Annotated in this window: 15 protein-coding genes and 3 tRNA genes; 6 read left to right on the forward strand and 12 right to left on the reverse strand. The window is 47.9% G+C overall.

Features of this window, described 5'->3' with window-relative positions:
- The first annotated feature begins 15 nt into the window (after nucleotides 1-15).
- Complete coding sequence (locus RWJ96_RS04670; RefSeq protein WP_314019204.1) at nucleotides 16-732, forward strand: phosphatase PAP2 family protein; 717 nt, start codon at nucleotides 16-18, stop codon at nucleotides 730-732.
- Here the strand turns inward: RWJ96_RS04670 and RWJ96_RS04675 are convergent.
- From RWJ96_RS04675 to purH, 9 genes are all read right to left on the reverse strand, one after another.
- Nucleotides 692-1,189: a metallophosphoesterase family protein gene (locus RWJ96_RS04675; RefSeq protein WP_314019205.1), complete on the reverse strand. Its 498-nt coding sequence runs from the start codon at nucleotides 1,187-1,189 to the stop codon at nucleotides 692-694. The two genes, RWJ96_RS04670 and RWJ96_RS04675, sit on opposite strands and share 41 nt — an antisense overlap.
- A 52-nt stretch (nucleotides 1,190-1,241) precedes the next feature.
- Nucleotides 1,242-1,955, reverse strand: coding sequence for a LytTR family DNA-binding domain-containing protein (locus RWJ96_RS04680; protein WP_035431453.1), 714 nt, complete (start codon nucleotides 1,953-1,955; stop codon nucleotides 1,242-1,244).
- 51 nt (nucleotides 1,956-2,006) lie between these two features.
- Complete coding sequence (locus tag RWJ96_RS04685) at nucleotides 2,007-3,344, reverse strand: histidine kinase (protein WP_396427211.1); 1,338 nt, start codon at nucleotides 3,342-3,344, stop codon at nucleotides 2,007-2,009.
- A 6-nt stretch (nucleotides 3,345-3,350) separates the two neighbouring features.
- Nucleotides 3,351-3,974 carry a QueT transporter family protein gene (locus RWJ96_RS04690; RefSeq protein WP_314019208.1) on the reverse strand — a complete coding sequence of 208 codons (624 nt, stop codon included), beginning with the start codon at nucleotides 3,972-3,974 and terminating at the stop codon, nucleotides 3,351-3,353.
- A gap of 84 nt (nucleotides 3,975-4,058) precedes the next feature.
- Nucleotides 4,059-4,805, reverse strand: a complete 747-nt coding sequence (locus tag RWJ96_RS04695; RefSeq protein ID WP_314019209.1) for a glutamine amidotransferase — start codon at nucleotides 4,803-4,805, stop codon at nucleotides 4,059-4,061.
- A complete protein-coding gene (locus tag RWJ96_RS04700; RefSeq protein ID WP_314019210.1) occupies nucleotides 4,798-6,210 on the reverse strand; it encodes a MurT ligase domain-containing protein in 1,413 nt (470 codons plus the stop codon). Before RWJ96_RS04700 ends, RWJ96_RS04695 begins: the two co-directional genes overlap by 8 nt.
- 149 nt (nucleotides 6,211-6,359) lie before the next feature.
- Nucleotides 6,360-9,914, reverse strand: coding sequence for a pyruvate:ferredoxin (flavodoxin) oxidoreductase (nifJ, locus tag RWJ96_RS04705; RefSeq protein WP_314019211.1), 3,555 nt, complete (start codon nucleotides 9,912-9,914; stop codon nucleotides 6,360-6,362).
- 394 nt (nucleotides 9,915-10,308) lie between these two features.
- Entirely contained in the window at nucleotides 10,309-10,971 is a 663-nt protein-coding gene (locus RWJ96_RS04710) for a hypothetical protein (RefSeq protein WP_314019213.1), read from the reverse strand.
- Nucleotides 10,972-11,023: 52 nt separating this feature from the next.
- On the reverse strand, nucleotides 11,024-12,613 hold the full coding sequence (gene purH / locus RWJ96_RS04715; RefSeq protein ID WP_314019215.1) for a bifunctional phosphoribosylaminoimidazolecarboxamide formyltransferase/IMP cyclohydrolase: 1,590 nt from the start codon (nucleotides 12,611-12,613) through the stop codon (nucleotides 11,024-11,026).
- Between the two features lie 140 nt (nucleotides 12,614-12,753).
- Here purH and RWJ96_RS04720 point away from each other — a divergent pair, with 140 nt between their 5' ends.
- From RWJ96_RS04720 to RWJ96_RS04735, 4 genes are all read left to right on the forward strand, one after another.
- Nucleotides 12,754-13,383, forward strand: coding sequence for a GNAT family N-acetyltransferase (locus RWJ96_RS04720; RefSeq protein ID WP_314019216.1), 630 nt, complete (start codon nucleotides 12,754-12,756; stop codon nucleotides 13,381-13,383).
- Nucleotides 13,384-13,385: 2 nt separating this feature from the next.
- The gene (gluQRS, locus tag RWJ96_RS04725) at nucleotides 13,386-14,321 is read left to right on the forward strand and encodes a tRNA glutamyl-Q(34) synthetase GluQRS (protein WP_314019217.1); all 936 of its coding nucleotides are present in this window, start codon (nucleotides 13,386-13,388) and stop codon (nucleotides 14,319-14,321) included.
- 55 nt (nucleotides 14,322-14,376) lie between these two features.
- Nucleotides 14,377-14,467 (forward strand) — tRNA-Ser (locus RWJ96_RS04730).
- Between the two features lie 112 nt (nucleotides 14,468-14,579).
- A tRNA-Arg gene (locus RWJ96_RS04735) sits at nucleotides 14,580-14,656 on the forward strand.
- 36 nt (nucleotides 14,657-14,692) lie between these two features.
- Here RWJ96_RS04735 and RWJ96_RS04740 read toward each other — a convergent pair.
- Complete coding sequence (locus RWJ96_RS04740; RefSeq protein WP_035436561.1) at nucleotides 14,693-15,013, reverse strand: hypothetical protein; 321 nt, start codon at nucleotides 15,011-15,013, stop codon at nucleotides 14,693-14,695.
- Between the two features lie 141 nt (nucleotides 15,014-15,154).
- Complete coding sequence (serS, locus tag RWJ96_RS04745; protein WP_314019218.1) at nucleotides 15,155-16,438, reverse strand: serine--tRNA ligase; 1,284 nt, start codon at nucleotides 16,436-16,438, stop codon at nucleotides 15,155-15,157.
- Nucleotides 16,439-16,548: 110 nt separating this feature from the next.
- On the opposite strand from serS, the gene RWJ96_RS04750 reads away from it, so the two are divergent.
- A complete protein-coding gene (locus RWJ96_RS04750; RefSeq protein WP_035436565.1) occupies nucleotides 16,549-16,767 on the forward strand; it encodes a DUF6724 family protein in 219 nt (72 codons plus the stop codon).
- A gap of 40 nt (nucleotides 16,768-16,807) precedes the next feature.
- Here the strand turns inward: RWJ96_RS04750 and RWJ96_RS04755 are convergent.
- Nucleotides 16,808-16,894 (reverse strand) — tRNA-Leu (locus RWJ96_RS04755).
- Nucleotides 16,895-17,027 lie beyond the last annotated feature (133 nt).

Genomic DNA, 17,027 nt, shown 5'->3' on the forward strand with positions numbered 1-17,027 from the left:
TTACAAGGAGAACTAATGGCCGATAAAAGCCTTGATGCTCAAAAGACAGGACTTTTAAAAGGAGTTCGCAAGCGCCTTTTTCTACAGCGTCTGCGTTCTAGCCTTTCTACCATCATTCTGCTTGTCTCATCAGCAATTTTTATTTTTCTGTTGATTGACGTTTCTGAAGGCGACGTCATTGGCATTGATCACTTTGCCTACAGGCTTTTTGTTGTCCACCTCAGGACTCCTCTTCTCACAGAGATAATGGAAGGGTTCTCTGGACTTGCAAGCCCCGTCACCGTTATTGTCATGCTTATTGTGGTTGCTGCCTTTGCACCAGGACCAAGTGTTGGCAGGCTTGCCTCTATTAACCTGGGTGGCGTTGTTATTGTTGACCTTATCTTTAAGGCTATTGTCCAGCGTCCTCGTCCAGATGGCTTTAGGCTAGTAGTTGAAACTGGCTACAGCTTCCCGTCGGGCCACTCGATGTTCTCGATGGCTTTTTATGGCCTACTCATTTGGCTTGTCTGGCATTACGAGAAAGACAAGCTACAGCGTTGGATTTGGTGTGGCCTGTTCTCAGGTGTCATCATTATGATTGGCGTCAGTAGAATTTATCTGGGCGTCCACTACGCTACCGACGTCATTGGTGGTTTCTCGCTTGCCCTTGTATGGCTAGTGCTTTTTACCAAGCTGATGATTCCATCGCTTATTTACAAGAAGAAAGCACCTCAAGCGAAGACAGACTAATAATCTCTGCGCTGACTACCTGGGCTGTTTCATCATCGACAATAATGCGTCCCATAGTTGCGCCCTCGCGACCACGCGGGTAGGTAGGGCTTCCTGGATTCATTACAAGTGTATTGGTCCACTCGTCGCGCTGTACAAAAGGCTTATGTGTATGACCACAGATAGCAATATTGCATTTAACCAGGTCAAGCCTCTCGCGATAATGACATACCTGCCACTTTAAACCGGCCGCAAAGAAAATAATCTTTTTCTTTACCATGGGGCCATAGTTGTAGCAAAAGTCATTATTGCCCAGGCAAAGCTTAACGGGAGCAATCTTCTGCAGTGTCTGATAATCGGCGTTAGAGGTAATATCTCCAGCATGCACAATGTAGTTGGCGCCCTGCAGAGCTTCAAGCAACTCAGATGCCAAATACCCATGCGTATCTGAAATTACATCAAACCTTACAAGTGCCATACCAAACTCCTACGTGCGCTTTTAAGCCTCTGGCGAGAAACCCTTTGAGCTTCTACAGTCCCAGTGCTCGCTTGAGTGCAACCACACGACGGCGAGAAACCGAGATGTGGCGCTCCTCAAATCCCTGAATAGTCAACTGTAGGATACCAGCAGAGATAACCTCAACATCGTCAACATACTCAAGATTCACGATAAAGCTACGATGAATGCGGAAGAATCCGTGTGGAGCAAGGCGCTCTTCAAGTTTTTGCAGAGAAATAGTAGACAAGAAGCGATCGTCTTCTGTGTAGATGCAGGAGTAATCGTCTTTTGCCTCAATAAAGCGAATCTGATCAATAGGAACAAGAACCTTGCTTCCGCTCTTAATGACAGGAATACGCTCAATGGTTGCCATAGGAGACTGAGGGCGCAGGCGCTCCTCAACCTTATCAAGAGCCTGCTCAAGGCGCTCGGTCTCAACGGGCTTCATCAGGTAATCTACCGCGTTAACGCCAAATGCATCCAGCGCGTACTCGCTATATGCAGTGACAAACACAATCTGGGGAGGATTCTTCAGCTTGTGAAGAGCCTCTGCAAGCTGCATTCCATTTGTCTTAGGCATGGAGATGTCGAGGAACAAGACCTCAACGCGAGACTCCATGAGTTTCTCGACAGCATCCCTTGCACTTGTGGCCTCAATGATTTCCTCGAGACGTCCGGTCTCCTCAAGCAAGAACTTGAGCTCAGAACGGGCTGGAGCCTCGTCATCAACAATCATGGCACGCATGTCATTCATCTCCCAACGGCCTAACGCAGCGTTAAGCAAAAACCGATACTACTATGCTGTTGCCTGCAGTGCCGCACCTGCAAGCTTGAGTGTCACGCACGTACCCTGCCCTGGTTTAGACATGATTTCCATGCCAGAGCCAACGGCGTAGAAGCGCTCAACTCGCTCAGCTACGTTCTTAATGGCAATACCCGTGCCCCTATTTCTCCCCGAAGAATCCTGCGGGGTAGGACCTTGACCATTAAGCAAGCGAGAAACAGTCTCTTCATCCATTCCAAGACCATCATCAGCAACAGATATAAGAATATCATCATCATCGCGTGTGACGTGGATGTCAATATGGAGGGCGCCTTCATCTTTCATAGCGTGCCTCACGGCATTCTCGACAATAGGCTGAATCAAAAAAGACGGTACCTGAATATCTTCGCATCCCTCATCGACATGCTCAGACTCTTGAATACGCTCTTCTCCAAAACGCGCCTTCTCAATTGTCAAATACCTGCGCGTTTGTGTCAATTCCTGAGAAAGCGGAATGAGCGCACCTTGAGAGCTCTCAAGCGTACGGCGATAAAACACAGAGAACTCGCGAAGCAGATCTCGCGCCTTATTGGGGTTTGTACGCGTAAGAGATGCAATGGTATTGAGCGTGTTGAACAAGAAATGTGGATTAATCTGTGCCTGCAAGGCTTTGACCTCAGCTCGAGCGGTTAACTCTGCTTGGCGATCAAGCTCATATGAGGAAAGCTGCGTGGAGAGAAGCTCGCCCAAACCCTCAGCAATTGCCAACTGCGTACGATCAATTTCAATGCCACGACGATAGTAGAGCTTGATAGTACCAACTGTGCGGTCCTGAACAATCAACGGAACAATGATGCCAAAGGAGCTGCCGCCATTGCCAAAGCCTCCGCGCCTTTGTAGTACCTGCTGACGACTATCTACCGAGACAAACGTCTCCATGCGGCCGCTTTCCAGAACCTCAGTTGCAGGGCCAACCACTTTTGAACCAGGCATATGCGAAGTTGCAATGTCTCCCTCAAAGCCCAGCACGTACTCTGTATCAGTAATAGAGATAGCAGCAGCAGAGGTTTCTGAAAGCAATAACGTGCAGATGGTTGGCGCTGTTTCTTGCGACAAGCCTCCGCGTAAGGTCTTGAGCGTCTTAGAGGCAACCTCAAGTGTTCGCTCTGTTGCTTGAGACCTGGCGTGCTCATTACCAGGCTGGGTAGTGCCACCAAGAACAATGACCGTGGCAAGTCCTCCGCCTGCAACAAGAGCGGCAAACAGGTTGTCTGTCATAACGCTCCAAGAAAGCAAGCCCAGCAATACACAGGCAAGAATAATCAGGACTATCCTGGTTGATCTATGTATGTACTGAGCAAGTCTTTGCATGGTTGTCTAGTTCTCGACTGATTCTGCAGCAGAATCCTCAGAAGCAAGCTGCTGCGGCAAAGGCGAATGCTTAAGCGCACGAGCCAAAGGAGCTCCGAGTACGTAGAGAACAACAGCCTCTCCGAGTCCTGTGGTGATAAAACCAAACAAGAACATAAGAGGATACGATCCATCAAGTTCAATGGTGGTAAATGGAATTGTGTAGAATCCCAAGCCCTGAAGCAAAATGGGAAGATATGCAGAAACAATTACTGCATTTGCAAGCACAGGTCCTAGAAGTGCAAGTGGTACATTCTTCCTGTTTTTCCAGGTAAACCATGCACCAAGGGCAGTTGCTAAGGAGCCAAAGACTACGTCTAACAGCCCCAATGCACCTGTGCCAGAAATAACCATATTTGCAAGGTTAGCAATGACGCAACCAAGTGTCAGTCCTGGAATTGCATCAACGGTAAAGAGCGCAAGAACAACAACTGCCTCTGAAATACGGAACTGCACAGGACCCCAGGCAAGACCACCCAAAAAGAGAAGGGCTGCAAGAGTAAGTGCTGCATAAAGAGCTGCAATGATACCGATACGTGCAAGGCGCTGAGCGCGCTGTTTTGTTGCATAAGCTGAAGAAACCTGTGGCAAGACAATCCCCTTGTTAACTCTAAAAACTTAGTTCATGATACGACGAAACGCATATATGAGCAAATGAGCAGCGCAGACATACAATTAGTAATGCAGGTGCATTCCTGGATAGACCATCTCGCGAGCGTGCTTCTGATATGCCGCAACTGCCTCTTCCTCAAAGGCCAGAGGGGTGTCCTCCTCGCCCGCCATATCCAAAATCCAGCGTGTGAGGTATGGGTTGAGCGGAAGCAGCGGACCAATAAGCCAGGTGGCAATAGCGTTCTTGCGACGGAAGCCCTCCAACTTGCTTTCTTTATTGATGCCAAAACCTACCTTATTTTTAAGGAAGTAGCAGTTAGAGTTATCTCCCTCGGTGAGTGTGAACTGCATCTTAAAGCCAACGACAACAAAAGGCTCTTTGCCATTGCCAGGATCAAACTCTCCCACCTGGACATCGTGGAAGCGCTGGGGCATATAGCGAGTGGTCGTAAACTTGAAGAGGCCCAGAGCCTCAATTTCAGAACCGTCAGGATTAACGATTTTCTCGCCAAAAAGCTCTGAAGCGTTGCCCGCAAACAGCATAGGAACGCCCTGATCAGCCAGCTCTGCAAGCCTGTCCTTGTAAGGCATAAGGCGAGAAATAATAAGCTCTTGCTGGGCTTCTGTCATGCCACCCATGATGATTGCTGATGGCGTGTTTTCAACAAAGTAAGGCATTGCGGCGTGAGAGGTGTACACAAAGTTCTCTTTTGGAAGGCAGGCCTCCAGGTAGAGAGCATTTCCGTTGTCTCCACCCTGGTTTCCGTACTCTGGGTAAAGAATCTCAATCTTAGTTGCTGGATTACTCATGGGAGGCCTCCATCTGTTTCAAGCGCTCAATGATACGGTTTCTGCTGATATCAGCAATGCCACCGTTATAGAGGCCGTGTGCATAGAAAACGTGCTGGCAAGCGTTAAGGTCAACCAGGTCAGCGGTCTCTTCAGGAGAGCTTGCCACAAAGGTTTTAGCTGGATCAATGCCCGCAAGTCTGAGCCTGAGCTGCAGGTCAAGTGAAGTGTCGCCGTAAATAATGACCTGCTTAACGCTTGGATCTTGCAAGAACTCAAAGTCTGTCTGGTAGTACCAACCAATGTACTCTGTCTGGTCTTTTGCTTTTGCCATGTACGCATCAGCAATCATGATGATAATTGCCTTATCACCTGGCTGTTTGCGAAGGATATCGATGGTGACTGAGGTTGCCGTGTCATTCTCACCCTTAGAAGCCATGCTAATAAGACGACGACCGTTGTAGTCAATCTCGTTATACCTAGAGGAAGCAATGTTAACGCGTTGCAAAGATGCAGCGATAGTTGCAGGCGCAAGACCCATCTCACGCGCGGTTACGATGGCCACAAACAAGTTGTAGAGGTTGACGATAGAGTAGCTATTGAGCTTGTACTCGTATGTTGGTGCACCTTCGTGGCAGTGCTCCTTGACCACAAACGTGCCAGTCTCTGGCTCTACCGAGATAACCTCGTAATCAGGAGTTGGGTTGGTATAGCCGCACTCCTCGCAAGTTGCGTGTCCAAGATGCCTCAGGTGTGCATAATCCCACTTGAGCTTTCCACCGCATTTGGGGCAGGCGGTAAGATCTGAAACAATGCCCACTGGCTCTGCGGTGTCTTCTGCCAGCCTTGCAATGGAATAATACGTACGATGTGTGCACTGAGGAGCAAGTCTGCAGCTAATCATGTCATCTGCGTTCAAAATCAGATGAGTTGAAGCAGGAATGCCCTTATCCATAACGTCAAACACGTAGTCTGGCGTTGCACTACGAGAGAACGTATCGCGGAACAAATTGGTAACAGACAAAATATCAGGCTGCAGATACGGGAAAATGCGAGGTCCCGAGAGCTCGTCAAACTCCATAACTGCAAGCTTAGTCTTTGACGTACCCTTCCACGTGGCGTTCTTTGCAAACGAGCTTGCAAAGCCGCTGGAAATATTGCCGCCAACGCGGTTGGTAACGGTCTGGTAGCCATTATCGGCGAGAAGATCGTTGAGCAAGTTATTGGTAGTTGTCTTACCGTTTGTACCGGTAATAAAGACAATCTGCTCTGGCTTAGCAATGTCTCCCAAAAATGCAGGATCAATGCCTTCAGCAATAAAGCCTGGCAGCGTTCCGCCCTCATGGTTGGTCAATTTAAGTGCTGCAAGTGTTGCTTTAGCAGCGAGAAAAGCTACAGGAAATAGTCTGCTCTTTTTTTGTGCCACAGTAACTCCCATCGTGAGCAAAGTCTCTCTAGTTTATCACCTCGCGAGAAGGGCTTGAAGAACACAGAGCTTCTCGCCAAAAATGTCGCATAAAAAAGCCGAGCCAGGATGTCCTGGCTCGGCTGAAGCTACGTGAAAGTAAGTTTACCTTACTCCTCAGGCTGCTCCTTCTTCTCTGCAGCGTAAAGCTCGGAGAGGCGGACAAGGTGATCGTAGCGAGCCATTGCGGCTTCCTCGTTCTCCTTGAAGAGCTTCTCTGCGTGCTCTGGGAACTCGCGGGTGAGTCGGCTGTAACGAGCCTCGTTCATCAGGAACTCCTGGTAGCCACCCTTAGGTGCCTTGGAGTCAAGCGTGAACTTCTTACCTGCTGGTGCAGATGGGTTGAAGCGATAGAGGTTCCAGTAGCCAGTCTCGACTGCCTTCTTCATCTCCTCCTGTGCGTGAGCCATGCCGCCCTTGATGGAGTGCATCTCACATGGGGAGTAACCGATGATGAGGGATGGTCCTGGATAAGCCTCTGCCTCAGCAATTGCCTTGAGAGTCTGCTGGAGGTTTGCGCCCATGGAGACCTGAGCAACATAGACGTAACCATAGGTCATTGCAATCTCGGCAAGGTTCTTCTGCTTGATGTCCTTACCAGCTGCAGCAAACTGTGCAACCTGGCCAAGACGGGAAGCCTTAGAAGACTGACCACCAGTGTTGGAGTAAACCTCAGTATCGAAGACAAAGACGTTGATATCCTCGCCAGAAGCAAGAACGTGGTCAAGGCCACCGAAGCCGATGTCGTATGCCCAACCGTCGCCACCGAAGATCCAGAAGGACTTCTTGGTGAGGAAGCTCTTGTTAGCAAGGATTTCCTTAGCTGCTGCAAGATCAGACTTCTCAAGCTCAACTACAAAAGTCTTAGAAGCTTCCTTGGAGAGAGCTGCGTCGTTGACGGAATCAATCCATGCCTTAGCGGCATCCTTGAGGTCCTGAGATGCGCCATCCTCGTCGATAAGCTGCTGAGCAAGCTCCAGAAGGCGCTTCTGCTGTGCCTGGTGACCAAGCATCAGACCCATACCGTGCTCTGCGTTGTCCTCGAAGAGGGAGTTGTTCCATGCTGGACCGTGACCGTTTGCATCGGTAGTAAATGGTGAGCAGGAAGCTGGGTTACCCCAAATTGAGGAGCAACCAGTTGCGTTGGAGATGAACATACGATCGCCAAAGAGCTGAGTAACCAGGCGGCCGTAGCTGGTCTCAGCGCAGCCTGCGCAGGAACCGGAGAACTCAAGAAGAGGCTTCTTGAACTGAGATGCCTTGACGTTGTTAGCGACAAGCTCGGTCTTCTCGGAGACGTGGTTAACTGCGTAGTCAAAGATCTCCTGCTTAGATGCCTGCTCCTCAATTGGCTTCATGGTCAGAGCATCTGCTGGGCAGATGTAGACGCAGTTGGAGCAACCGGTGCAGTCGAGCTGAGAAACTGCAATCTCAAACTTGTAGCCCTTAGCCTTAGGACCAACAGCATCCTTGAACTGAGACTGTGCTGGTGCAGCAGCAGCCTCTTCGTCGGTAAGGACGAATGGGCGAATGACTGCGTGTGGGCAGACATAAGCGCACTGGTTACACTGGATGCACTTCTCGACGTTCCACTCAGGAACAACAACAGCAATGCCACGCTTCTCGTAAGCAGCTGCGCCAAGCTCAAACTGTCCATCAACATGGTTCTTAAATGCGGAAACAGGAAGTGCGTCACCCTCCATACGAGAGACTGGAGTCATGATGTCACGAACCTGCTTAAGCAGAGCCTCACGGCCCTCAAGGGTAATTGGGTTAGGAGCATCCTCTGCAGTAGCCCAATCAGCAGGAATCTCAATCTTAGTAAATGCAGTAGCACCAGCGTCGATTGCCTTGTGGTTCATATCGACGACGTTCTGGCCCTTCTTCAGGTAAGAATGAGTTGCAGCGTCCTTCATGTACTGAAGTGCGTCTGCCTCTGGGAGAACCTTTGCAAGAGCAAAGAACGCAGACTGAAGAATGGTGTTGGTGCGCTTGCCCATACCAATTTCCTTGGCAAGGTCAATTGCATTAATCAGATAAACGTTGATGTTGTTCTTAGCAATGTAGCGCTTTGCCTCTGCTGGCAGGTGGTGTGCAAACTCCTCTGCATCCCACTGGCAGTTGACCAGGAAGGTACCGCCAGGCTTGACGTCGCGGACCATCTTGTAGCCCTTGATGATGTATGCAGGAACGTGGCATGCAACAAAGTCTGCCTTAGTGACATAGTAAGGAGAACGGATCTTGTGATCACCGAAGCGCAGGTGGCTGATGGTGATACCGCCGGTCTTCTTGGAGTCATACTGGAAGTATGCCTGAACATATTTATCGGTGTGGTCACCAATAATCTTAATGGAGTTCTTGTTAGCACCAACGGTACCGTCGCCGCCGATACCCCAGAACTTGCACTCAATGGTGCCCTCAGCTGCAGTGTTAGGTGCCTCAGGATCCTCTGCAAGAGACAGGTTAGTAACGTCATCGACAATACCAACAGTGAACTCACGCTGAGGAGCATCCTTCTTGAGCTCCTCGAAGATTGCAAATGCAGATGATGGTGGGGTGTCCTTAGAACCAAGGCCGTAACGACCACCAACAACCTTAATGCCTGTACGACCAGCCTCATAGAGAGCGGTAATGACATCTTCGTAGAGAGGCTCACCAACGGAACCTGGCTCCTTGGTGCGGTCGAGAACAGCAATCTTCTTGACGGACTCAGGAAGAACGTCAACAAAGTGCTTAACGGAGAATGGACGATAGAGACGGACCTTAACCAGACCGACCTTCTCGCCATGAGCGTTCAGGTAATCGATAACCTCTTCAAGGGTATCGCAGAAGGAGCCCATGCAGATAACAACGCGGTCAGCGTCTTCTGCACCGTAGTAGTTGAACAGACCGTAGTCAGTGCCAAGCTTAGCGTTGATCTGGTTCATGTAGTCTTCAACAACTGCTGGCAGCTGGTTGTAAACCTCGTTGCATGCCTCGCGGTGCTGGAAGAAGATGTCGCCGTTCTCGTGGGAACCGCGGCTTGATGGATGCTCTGGGTTCAATGCGTGATTGCGGAATGCCTGGACAGCGTCCATGTCGCACATCTCAGCAAGATCAGCGTAATCCCAAACGGCAACCTTCTGAATCTCGTGAGAAGTACGGAAACCGTCAAAGAAGTTAACAAATGGAACTTTGCCCTTGATTGCTGCAAGATGAGCGACAGGAGCCAGATCCATAACCTCCTGGACATTACCTTCTGCGAGAAGTGCAAAGCCAGTCTGGCGAGCGGACATAACGTCAGAGTGATCGCCAAAGATGTTCAGTGCATGAGTTGCAACGGTACGTGCGCTGACGTGGAAAACACAAGGGAGCTGCTCACCGGCAATCTTGTACATGTTTGGAAGCATGAGCAAGAGGCCCTGAGAAGCGGTGTAAGTAGTGGTCAGAGAACCGGAACCAAGAGAACCGTGAACAGCACCAGCTGCACCAGCCTCAGACTGCATCTCGACAACCTTAACAGTTGAACCAAAGATGTTCTTTACTCCCTGTGCGGACCACTGGTCAACATAGTCTGCCATTGGACTTGATGGGGTAATTGGGTAAATACCCGCTACCTCGGTAAACGCATACGACACGTAAGCCGCGGCGTTGTTACCGTCCATGGACTTAAACTTTCTTGCCATATCCTCTCCTTGCCTAATCTGTGATTACTCACAGTTTGCGTTTGTGCGATCAAAAATAGAGCTGTAGACCCTGGGTAACTACAAAAGCAATTTTCATAGTTCGGCCAGCAGCGGTCGCATAATGTTTTTATTATTGCTCAAAAGAACGCTGAAACAAATCAGAAATACAAGCTGACAAATACCTATTTTTAAGTAGGAATTTCTACCTGCGGAATTACAAAATAAACATAACACTAAAGTGCAAGTTTTTTGTAAATCGACAAAATATTCAAGTACACAAGCAGCCATCTGTCTGAAAAACAGACAGATTTTTACGTAGGCGCTCAACGTGGACAACTTTATCGTGCGTTGCGTACCCTTTGCTGGACGAGCCTTAAATATCGTACTTATCTGATTACTTAGCAGCTTTGATTTCACAAAGTTTCTTGTAACCAAATAAGAAACGCTCTCCTATCTCGCCTTGAGCATCAGAAGCACATACGATTCCATGTTCATCTGAAGTAAGGAAAGCTTCATCAAATTCGGCGGTTCCATCAAATACCTGGGCAATAACGTCTGGATTAAACTCTGTTGGCTCATGAAGAGTCTGTGCCAGGTCTAACACTAAACTTGTGACTCCCGATCGAACGCTTTCTTCCGAGACACCCGCAATAAGCTTTCCGTCTTTTACCAGCCAAAGCACCTCTGGTGCACAATGAGTTTGCTGCTCTTCTCGCTGTGAAATCCTTGCGCGTCCCGCAAGAGACAGAACAGAACGCTCTTCCAAAGACTGGTAAGGTCCAACAGTCATAGCAGCCTGTCCATTGCTCTCAAGCAAAATCATAAGAACGCCATCTGGAAACTCTTGTGACCCTTCTTTAAGTGTTCCCTCAATATGCTGCTTAGCCCAAGCAATCAAGTGCGGAGAAACCTCTTTTTGCGCAACAGCTCGCTTGCTCAGCGCACGTAAGTGTCTGTTATCAAGAGGGAGGACACCTCCAGATAATCTCCAGCGACAAACAAGTTCTGGATTATCAAGCTCAAACTTCTGAGCTGCTTCTAGTTCTTCCTGGTCCACAGTGTCCTCCCCCAACTTTTTTGAAATGAACTGCTGATCCCGAATTAGCAGATTAGTGCCTAAAGTGACGCTTGCTTGTAAACACCATTGCAATGCCGTATTCATCACAAGCAGCAATAGATTCATCATCTCTGACCGATCCGCCAGGCTGAATGATAGCCGTTACGCCATGAGCTGCTAGTGTGTCAACGTTATCTCGGAATGGGAAGAAGGCATCAGATGCTGCCACAAGATTCTTTGAATCAATTCCCATGCGCTCACAAGCCGCCTCTGCACGCTCACACGCAAGAAGAGCGGCGTCAACACGATTAGGCTGACCTGGTCCCATACCAATTCCAGCCTGATCTTTTGCAACCAAAATTGCATTTGACTTAACGGTCTTGCAGACTTTCCAAGCAAATACCAAATCGCTCAGCTCTTCTGGAGTTGGTTGGCGCTTAGTAACAACCTCAAAGCTATCTGCAGCTTCGTCTGCGTGGTCAAGGTCTTGTACTAAAAGACCTCCGTCAACAGTTCTCATCTCAAGCTCGCGGCTTCTATCGATTCCGCCCGTAGCCAATACGCGAAGATTTGTTCTCTTTGATAGGCGCTCAAGAGCCTCTTCTGTAAAGCTTGGTGCAATAAGAACCTCAACAAACTGCTTATTGATGTCTGCAAAGTGCTCAACAAACTCCAGCGGAACCTCTCTATTAACTGCAATAATTCCACCAAACGCAGAGATTGGATCACAAGCAAATGCTCGATCGTATGCCTCGACAACATTTTCCGCCGTAGCAGATCCACAAGGATTCTGGTGCTTCAAAATAATAACTGATGGGTCATCAAACTCACGAACAGCAGCCCAAGCTGCATCAGTATCAAGCAAATTGTTGTAAGACAAGGGCTTGCCCTGAAGTTGCTGAGCGTTTGCCAGAGAGTGTGCAGGAGCTCCAGGTATCTTATAAAACGCTGCGGACTGCTGAGGATTTTCTCCGTAACGAAGATCTTGTTCTTTTGTTGCCTTTACCAGCAAAGTCTCTGGGAATTTACTTTGCTCTGCTTCAACAACACCAGATAGGTATGTGGCAATAGCGCCATCGTATGCAGCCGTTGTCTTAAATACCTTCAATGCCAGCTGCTGGCGAGAAGCCCTTGTAGTTGCACCGTCATGGACACGCATCTCATCAAGAACACGGCCATAATCTGCTGGATCAACAACAACCGTAACAAAATCATTATTCTTTGCAGCAGAGCGGAGCATCGAAGGTCCACCAATATCAATGTGCTCAATTGCATTCTCTAAAGTTACTGATGGATTAGCTACAGTCTTCTCAAACTCATAGAGATTAACGCAGACCAGGTCAATCATGCCAATACCATTATTCTCCGCGTCTGCAACATGACCGGGATTGTCTCTACGGCATAAAAGACCACCATGAACACGAGGATGCAGCGTCTTAACGCGGCCGTCCATCATCTCTGGAAATCCGGTATAAGACTCAATAGGAACTACAGGCACACCAGCCTCTTCGAGGATTTTTGCGGTTCCGCCTGTTGAAATTACCTCAACGCCAAACTCTTTAGTAAGCGTTTGTGCAAATTCAACAATACCTGTTTTGTCTGTTACCGAAATTAGCGCACGTTTGATAGGGGCCTCAGCCATTGCCGCTCCTTTGTGTTCGACACTTGCTATCAGAAACACTTACAGCCTATCAGCTGCGAAACATTACGTACTAGATGTAAACAAACTTGAAACTATTCTATAATCTTCCGCTGTAAAACACCTGAAAGGAACTATTTCATATGTCTGACGATACTCCAATCATAGTCCCCTTCGAAGATACTGACTTATCAGAACTTATATCAATCGTTGAACGCGTCTGGTACTTGGATGTCGATGAATCAAAAGATGAAAGTCGCTCACTTGCAACTATTGATATCGCCTATTTTCTTGGCGTTTCTACTCATCGCTTTGTAGCAAAGCAAGATGGTCAAATACTTGGTCTTATTTTCTGCTCAAACGGAGAAACTCCAGCAGATTTTGAAAAATGGCAGAAGTTAGAAAACGAAACAACAGCAAAAGCTAAGAAACTATTGAGTGAAGCTCGCTTTAAGGACTACGAGATCTTTGGTGATGTCGAATCTCATCTTGTTCATGATTATTGGAACACAAACACTAACGATGCCAAATGGGAAATTACTCTGTTCTGCGTTAACCCCGCTATAAAGAGCCAAGGTATTGGAGGCATGCTCTTCTCCTACGTTCTGGACTTTATGAAAGAGCAAGGAGCTAAGCATTACTTCCTTGCAACTGATGACGATTGCGACTTTGGTTTCTATCAGCACAAAGGCCTCACCTGTAAAGATAAGGCAGCTATTAGGTCATCAACAAAAGACTATGGATTTGCCTATATCTATGCAGGAGATTTCTAAGAATGAGTTCTTGCGTTGGAAGATTTGCGCCCACACCTTCTGGAAGGATGCACCTAGGCAACGTTTTCTCAGCGCTTATGGCTTGGGCCAGCGTTCGTTCCCAAAATGGCAGCTTTATTCTTCGCATCGAAGACCTGGATATTCGTGCTCATAATCCTCAATACACCTCCCTCCTCCTTGATGATTTACAGTGGTTGGGACTAACTTGGGACAAAGGTCCGTATTACCAAAGCAAGCGTGCGGAGCTCTATCAGGACGCTCTATTGAAATTGAAACAACAGAAACTTTTATATCCTTGCTTTTGTTCCCGAGCAGACTTACACGCTGCACAAGCCCCTCATGCCAGCGATGGTGCATATGTCTATGCGGGAACCTGCCGCGACCTGAGCAAATCCGAGCGTGAAGAGCTTTCCAAACATAAAATTCCAGCAACTCGCATACGAGTTGCTAATAAGACCTACGCGTTTGAAGACAAGGTCTATGGTCAAACATCACAAAACCTTGCTGAATCATGCGGAGACTTTATTGTCCAGCGTGCAGATGGCGTCTTTGCCTATCAACTTGCTGTAGTAGTTGACGATGCTGACATGGGCGTAACTGAAGTAGTTAGAGGATCAGATCTTCTTTCATCTACTCCCAGACAGCTTTATTTGCAAGACGTGCTTGGTTTTTCTCATCCCATCTATGCTCACCTCCCCTTACTGGTTGCACCTGATGGCAGGAGACTTTCTAAACGCAATCACGATCTAGATCTTGGTGTTCTGAGAGACCAAGGAAAAACACCAGAAGAGATTCTTGGCTTTCTGGCTTATTGCATAGGTCTTGCAGAAAAAGAAGAGCCTCTTTCTGCAGTACAAGTTGCCAATCGCTTTTCATGGGATGTACTTCGCGCTCACCGAAAAAACGTGGTTGTTGAGCATTTTTCACATGTTTTGTAAAATGTCTTATTGTGAGTGACGCCAGTTCGGGGTATCATTCTCAAGCACCCATTTTGGAGAGCTGACCGAGAGGCCGAAGGTGCTCGCCTGCTAAGCGAGTATGGGCCCCAAGCCCATCTGGGGTTCGAATCCCCAGCTCTCCGCCAGAATTTTCTGCTCGTTGCATCTCTGCAACGAGCTTTTTTCTTACCAAGAAGAACTTTTTCTAAGATTAGTCTTGCATTTTCAACTGGAAAATGGCATTCTATCTACTTGCACGCGGCGTTACCTCAGCTGGATAGAGGACCTGACTACGAATCAGGGCGTCATAGGTTCGAATCCTATACGCCGCACCACTTGAACTTAGGAGCTCCTTCGGGAGCTCTTTTTTATTATCTACCTGGTCTTAAAGCTACTTCACCAGACGAATTTGCATACAAATACTGATAAGAAACACCGGCTTCATCAAGCTCATCCATTACCTCAGCCATGCATGTTTCTGCCATAATAACCTCCAGATACTCTTGTGGGCTTAAATCTTTTAAACCCACTCTACCTTGGTCTGAAATCCACTTTCTTAAAGTTGCAAGTTGCTCTGATGCAATATGGATCTCTGAATAAAACTCCTTGTGACCAAATCCAATTTTTGCCGCACTACCCTGAACAAACTGCCTTAATACAATTTCTTTCTGTACCTCTACCAGACCTTTCATAGCCACCTCTTTCTTCCTTTACTGATCTCAGTATAGCAAATTTATAGAACATATGTTCTATAAATCAGTAAAAGAAATGGTCTTCACAATTCACTAGAAGACCATTTCAGAGATTGAATCAATTTTGATTAAAAAGAGAAACTATTCTGGTCGAATAACCTCGATGCCACCCATGTAAGGACGGAGCACCTCGGGCACGGTAACGGAACCATCTGCGTTCTGATAATTCTCCATAATTGCAGCCATGGTACGGCCAACTGCCAGACCGGAGCCATTAAGCGTGTGAACTAGACGGGTGCCCTTGAACTCTGCTGGATCCTTATAACGGATATTTGCACGACGAGCCTGGAAATCCCAGCAGTTAGAGCAAGAAGAAATCTCCTTGTATGCGTTATAGCTTGGGAGCCAAACTTCAATGTCATAGCACTTGCATGCAGAGAAGCCAATGTCACCAGTGCAGAGAGTAACCACGTGATAAGGAAGACCCAGAAGCTGAAGGATCTTCTCGGCTTCCTGAACCATGGACTCAAGCTGATTCATGGAGTCTTCAGGCTTTGCAAACTTGACCATCTCTACCTTGTCAAACTGGTGGACGCGGATGATGCCACGGGTGTCTCGACCAGCTGAACCTGCCTCCTCGCGGAAGCATGGGGTGAATGCGGTATAGAGCAGAGGGAGCTGAGATGCGTCCAGAATCTCGTCACGATGGATGTTTGTAAGCTGGACCTCAGCAGTTGGAATGAGGTAGAGGTCAGGCTGTACGTGATAGAGATCTTCTTCAAACTTAGGGAGCTGACCAGTGCCAAACAGAGAGTCCTGATTTGTGATAACTGGTGGCCACCACTCTTTGAAGCCTGCCTGGTTATGTGTATCAATCATGAAGTTGATAAGTGCACGCTCCATGCGAGCGCCCATGCCACCAAGAAGATAGAAGCGAGTTCCTGCAAGCTTTACGCCACGGTCAAAATCAATCATGCCCAACACGGGTCCAAGATCCCAGTGCGCCTTTGGCTCAAAATCAAACTGAGTTGGCTCTCCCCACTTGCGAACCTCAGGGTTATCGGAGTCATCCTTGCCATAAGGAACGGATGCGTCAGGAATGTTTGGAATAGCTGCAACAAGGGCGGTGAGCTCTTCCTCAACCTCTCCGCGGCGCTGATCAAGCTCTGCGATGCGATCTTTGTTAGCTGCTACCTGCTCTTTAGCTGCCTCAGCCTCTTCCTTCTTGCCCTCACGCATAAGAAGGCCAATCTGCTTAGAAACAGCGTTACGCTCTGCCTGAAGAGACTCAACCTCGGCAATTACGCTTCTGCGCTCCTCGTCAAGCTCAAAGAATTTCTCGCGATCCCAATGGGCGTTTTGCCTGGACTCGCAAGACTTATCTACGAGGTCAGGATTCTCGCGCACAAATTTGATATCAAGCATGCAGCTTCTCCTTGAATCAACACTTTTTAGCAGTGCATTTTTTCTTATAGCTTACCAAGTATATACTTGTATTCAGATTCTTAACCCTTCACATGTTCTGGAGCTCGATTATGGACGCAATTAACTCATTTGTCGGCTGGCTTTTTGGCGATAAGACCGGTGTGTTGTTCCTCGTACTTGGTGGAATTCTGCTCTTTTTGGTCATTTCCTTTGTGCTGGAGCGCAAAACTAAAAAGATGTATTTCAACCATAAAAAGACTGAAGACGACTGGGATCTCTTTGGCGACGACCAAGAGGGTTGGTCTGACTTTGAATCAGATAACAAATAGGTAACAAAAAAGCCCCGTAAAGGGGCTTTTTAAATGCAAATGGTGCGGGCGAAGGGACTTGAACCCCCATGAACTTGCGTTCATACGGACCTGAACCGTACGCGTCTGCCAATTCCGCCACACCCGCGTGCTAGGGAATAATACTACAACATTTTGTTTTCTTCTCATGGAAAAACAATAGATATATAAGAAAATTCTTTTCAGCGGTAGAATATAGACAGTCACGGCCGACAAACACACTTTAAACACAGGAGGTTGCC

This window comes from Lancefieldella parvula (assembly GCF_963547875.1).
Classification (GTDB): Bacteria; Actinomycetota; Coriobacteriia; order Coriobacteriales; family Atopobiaceae; genus Lancefieldella; species Lancefieldella parvula_D.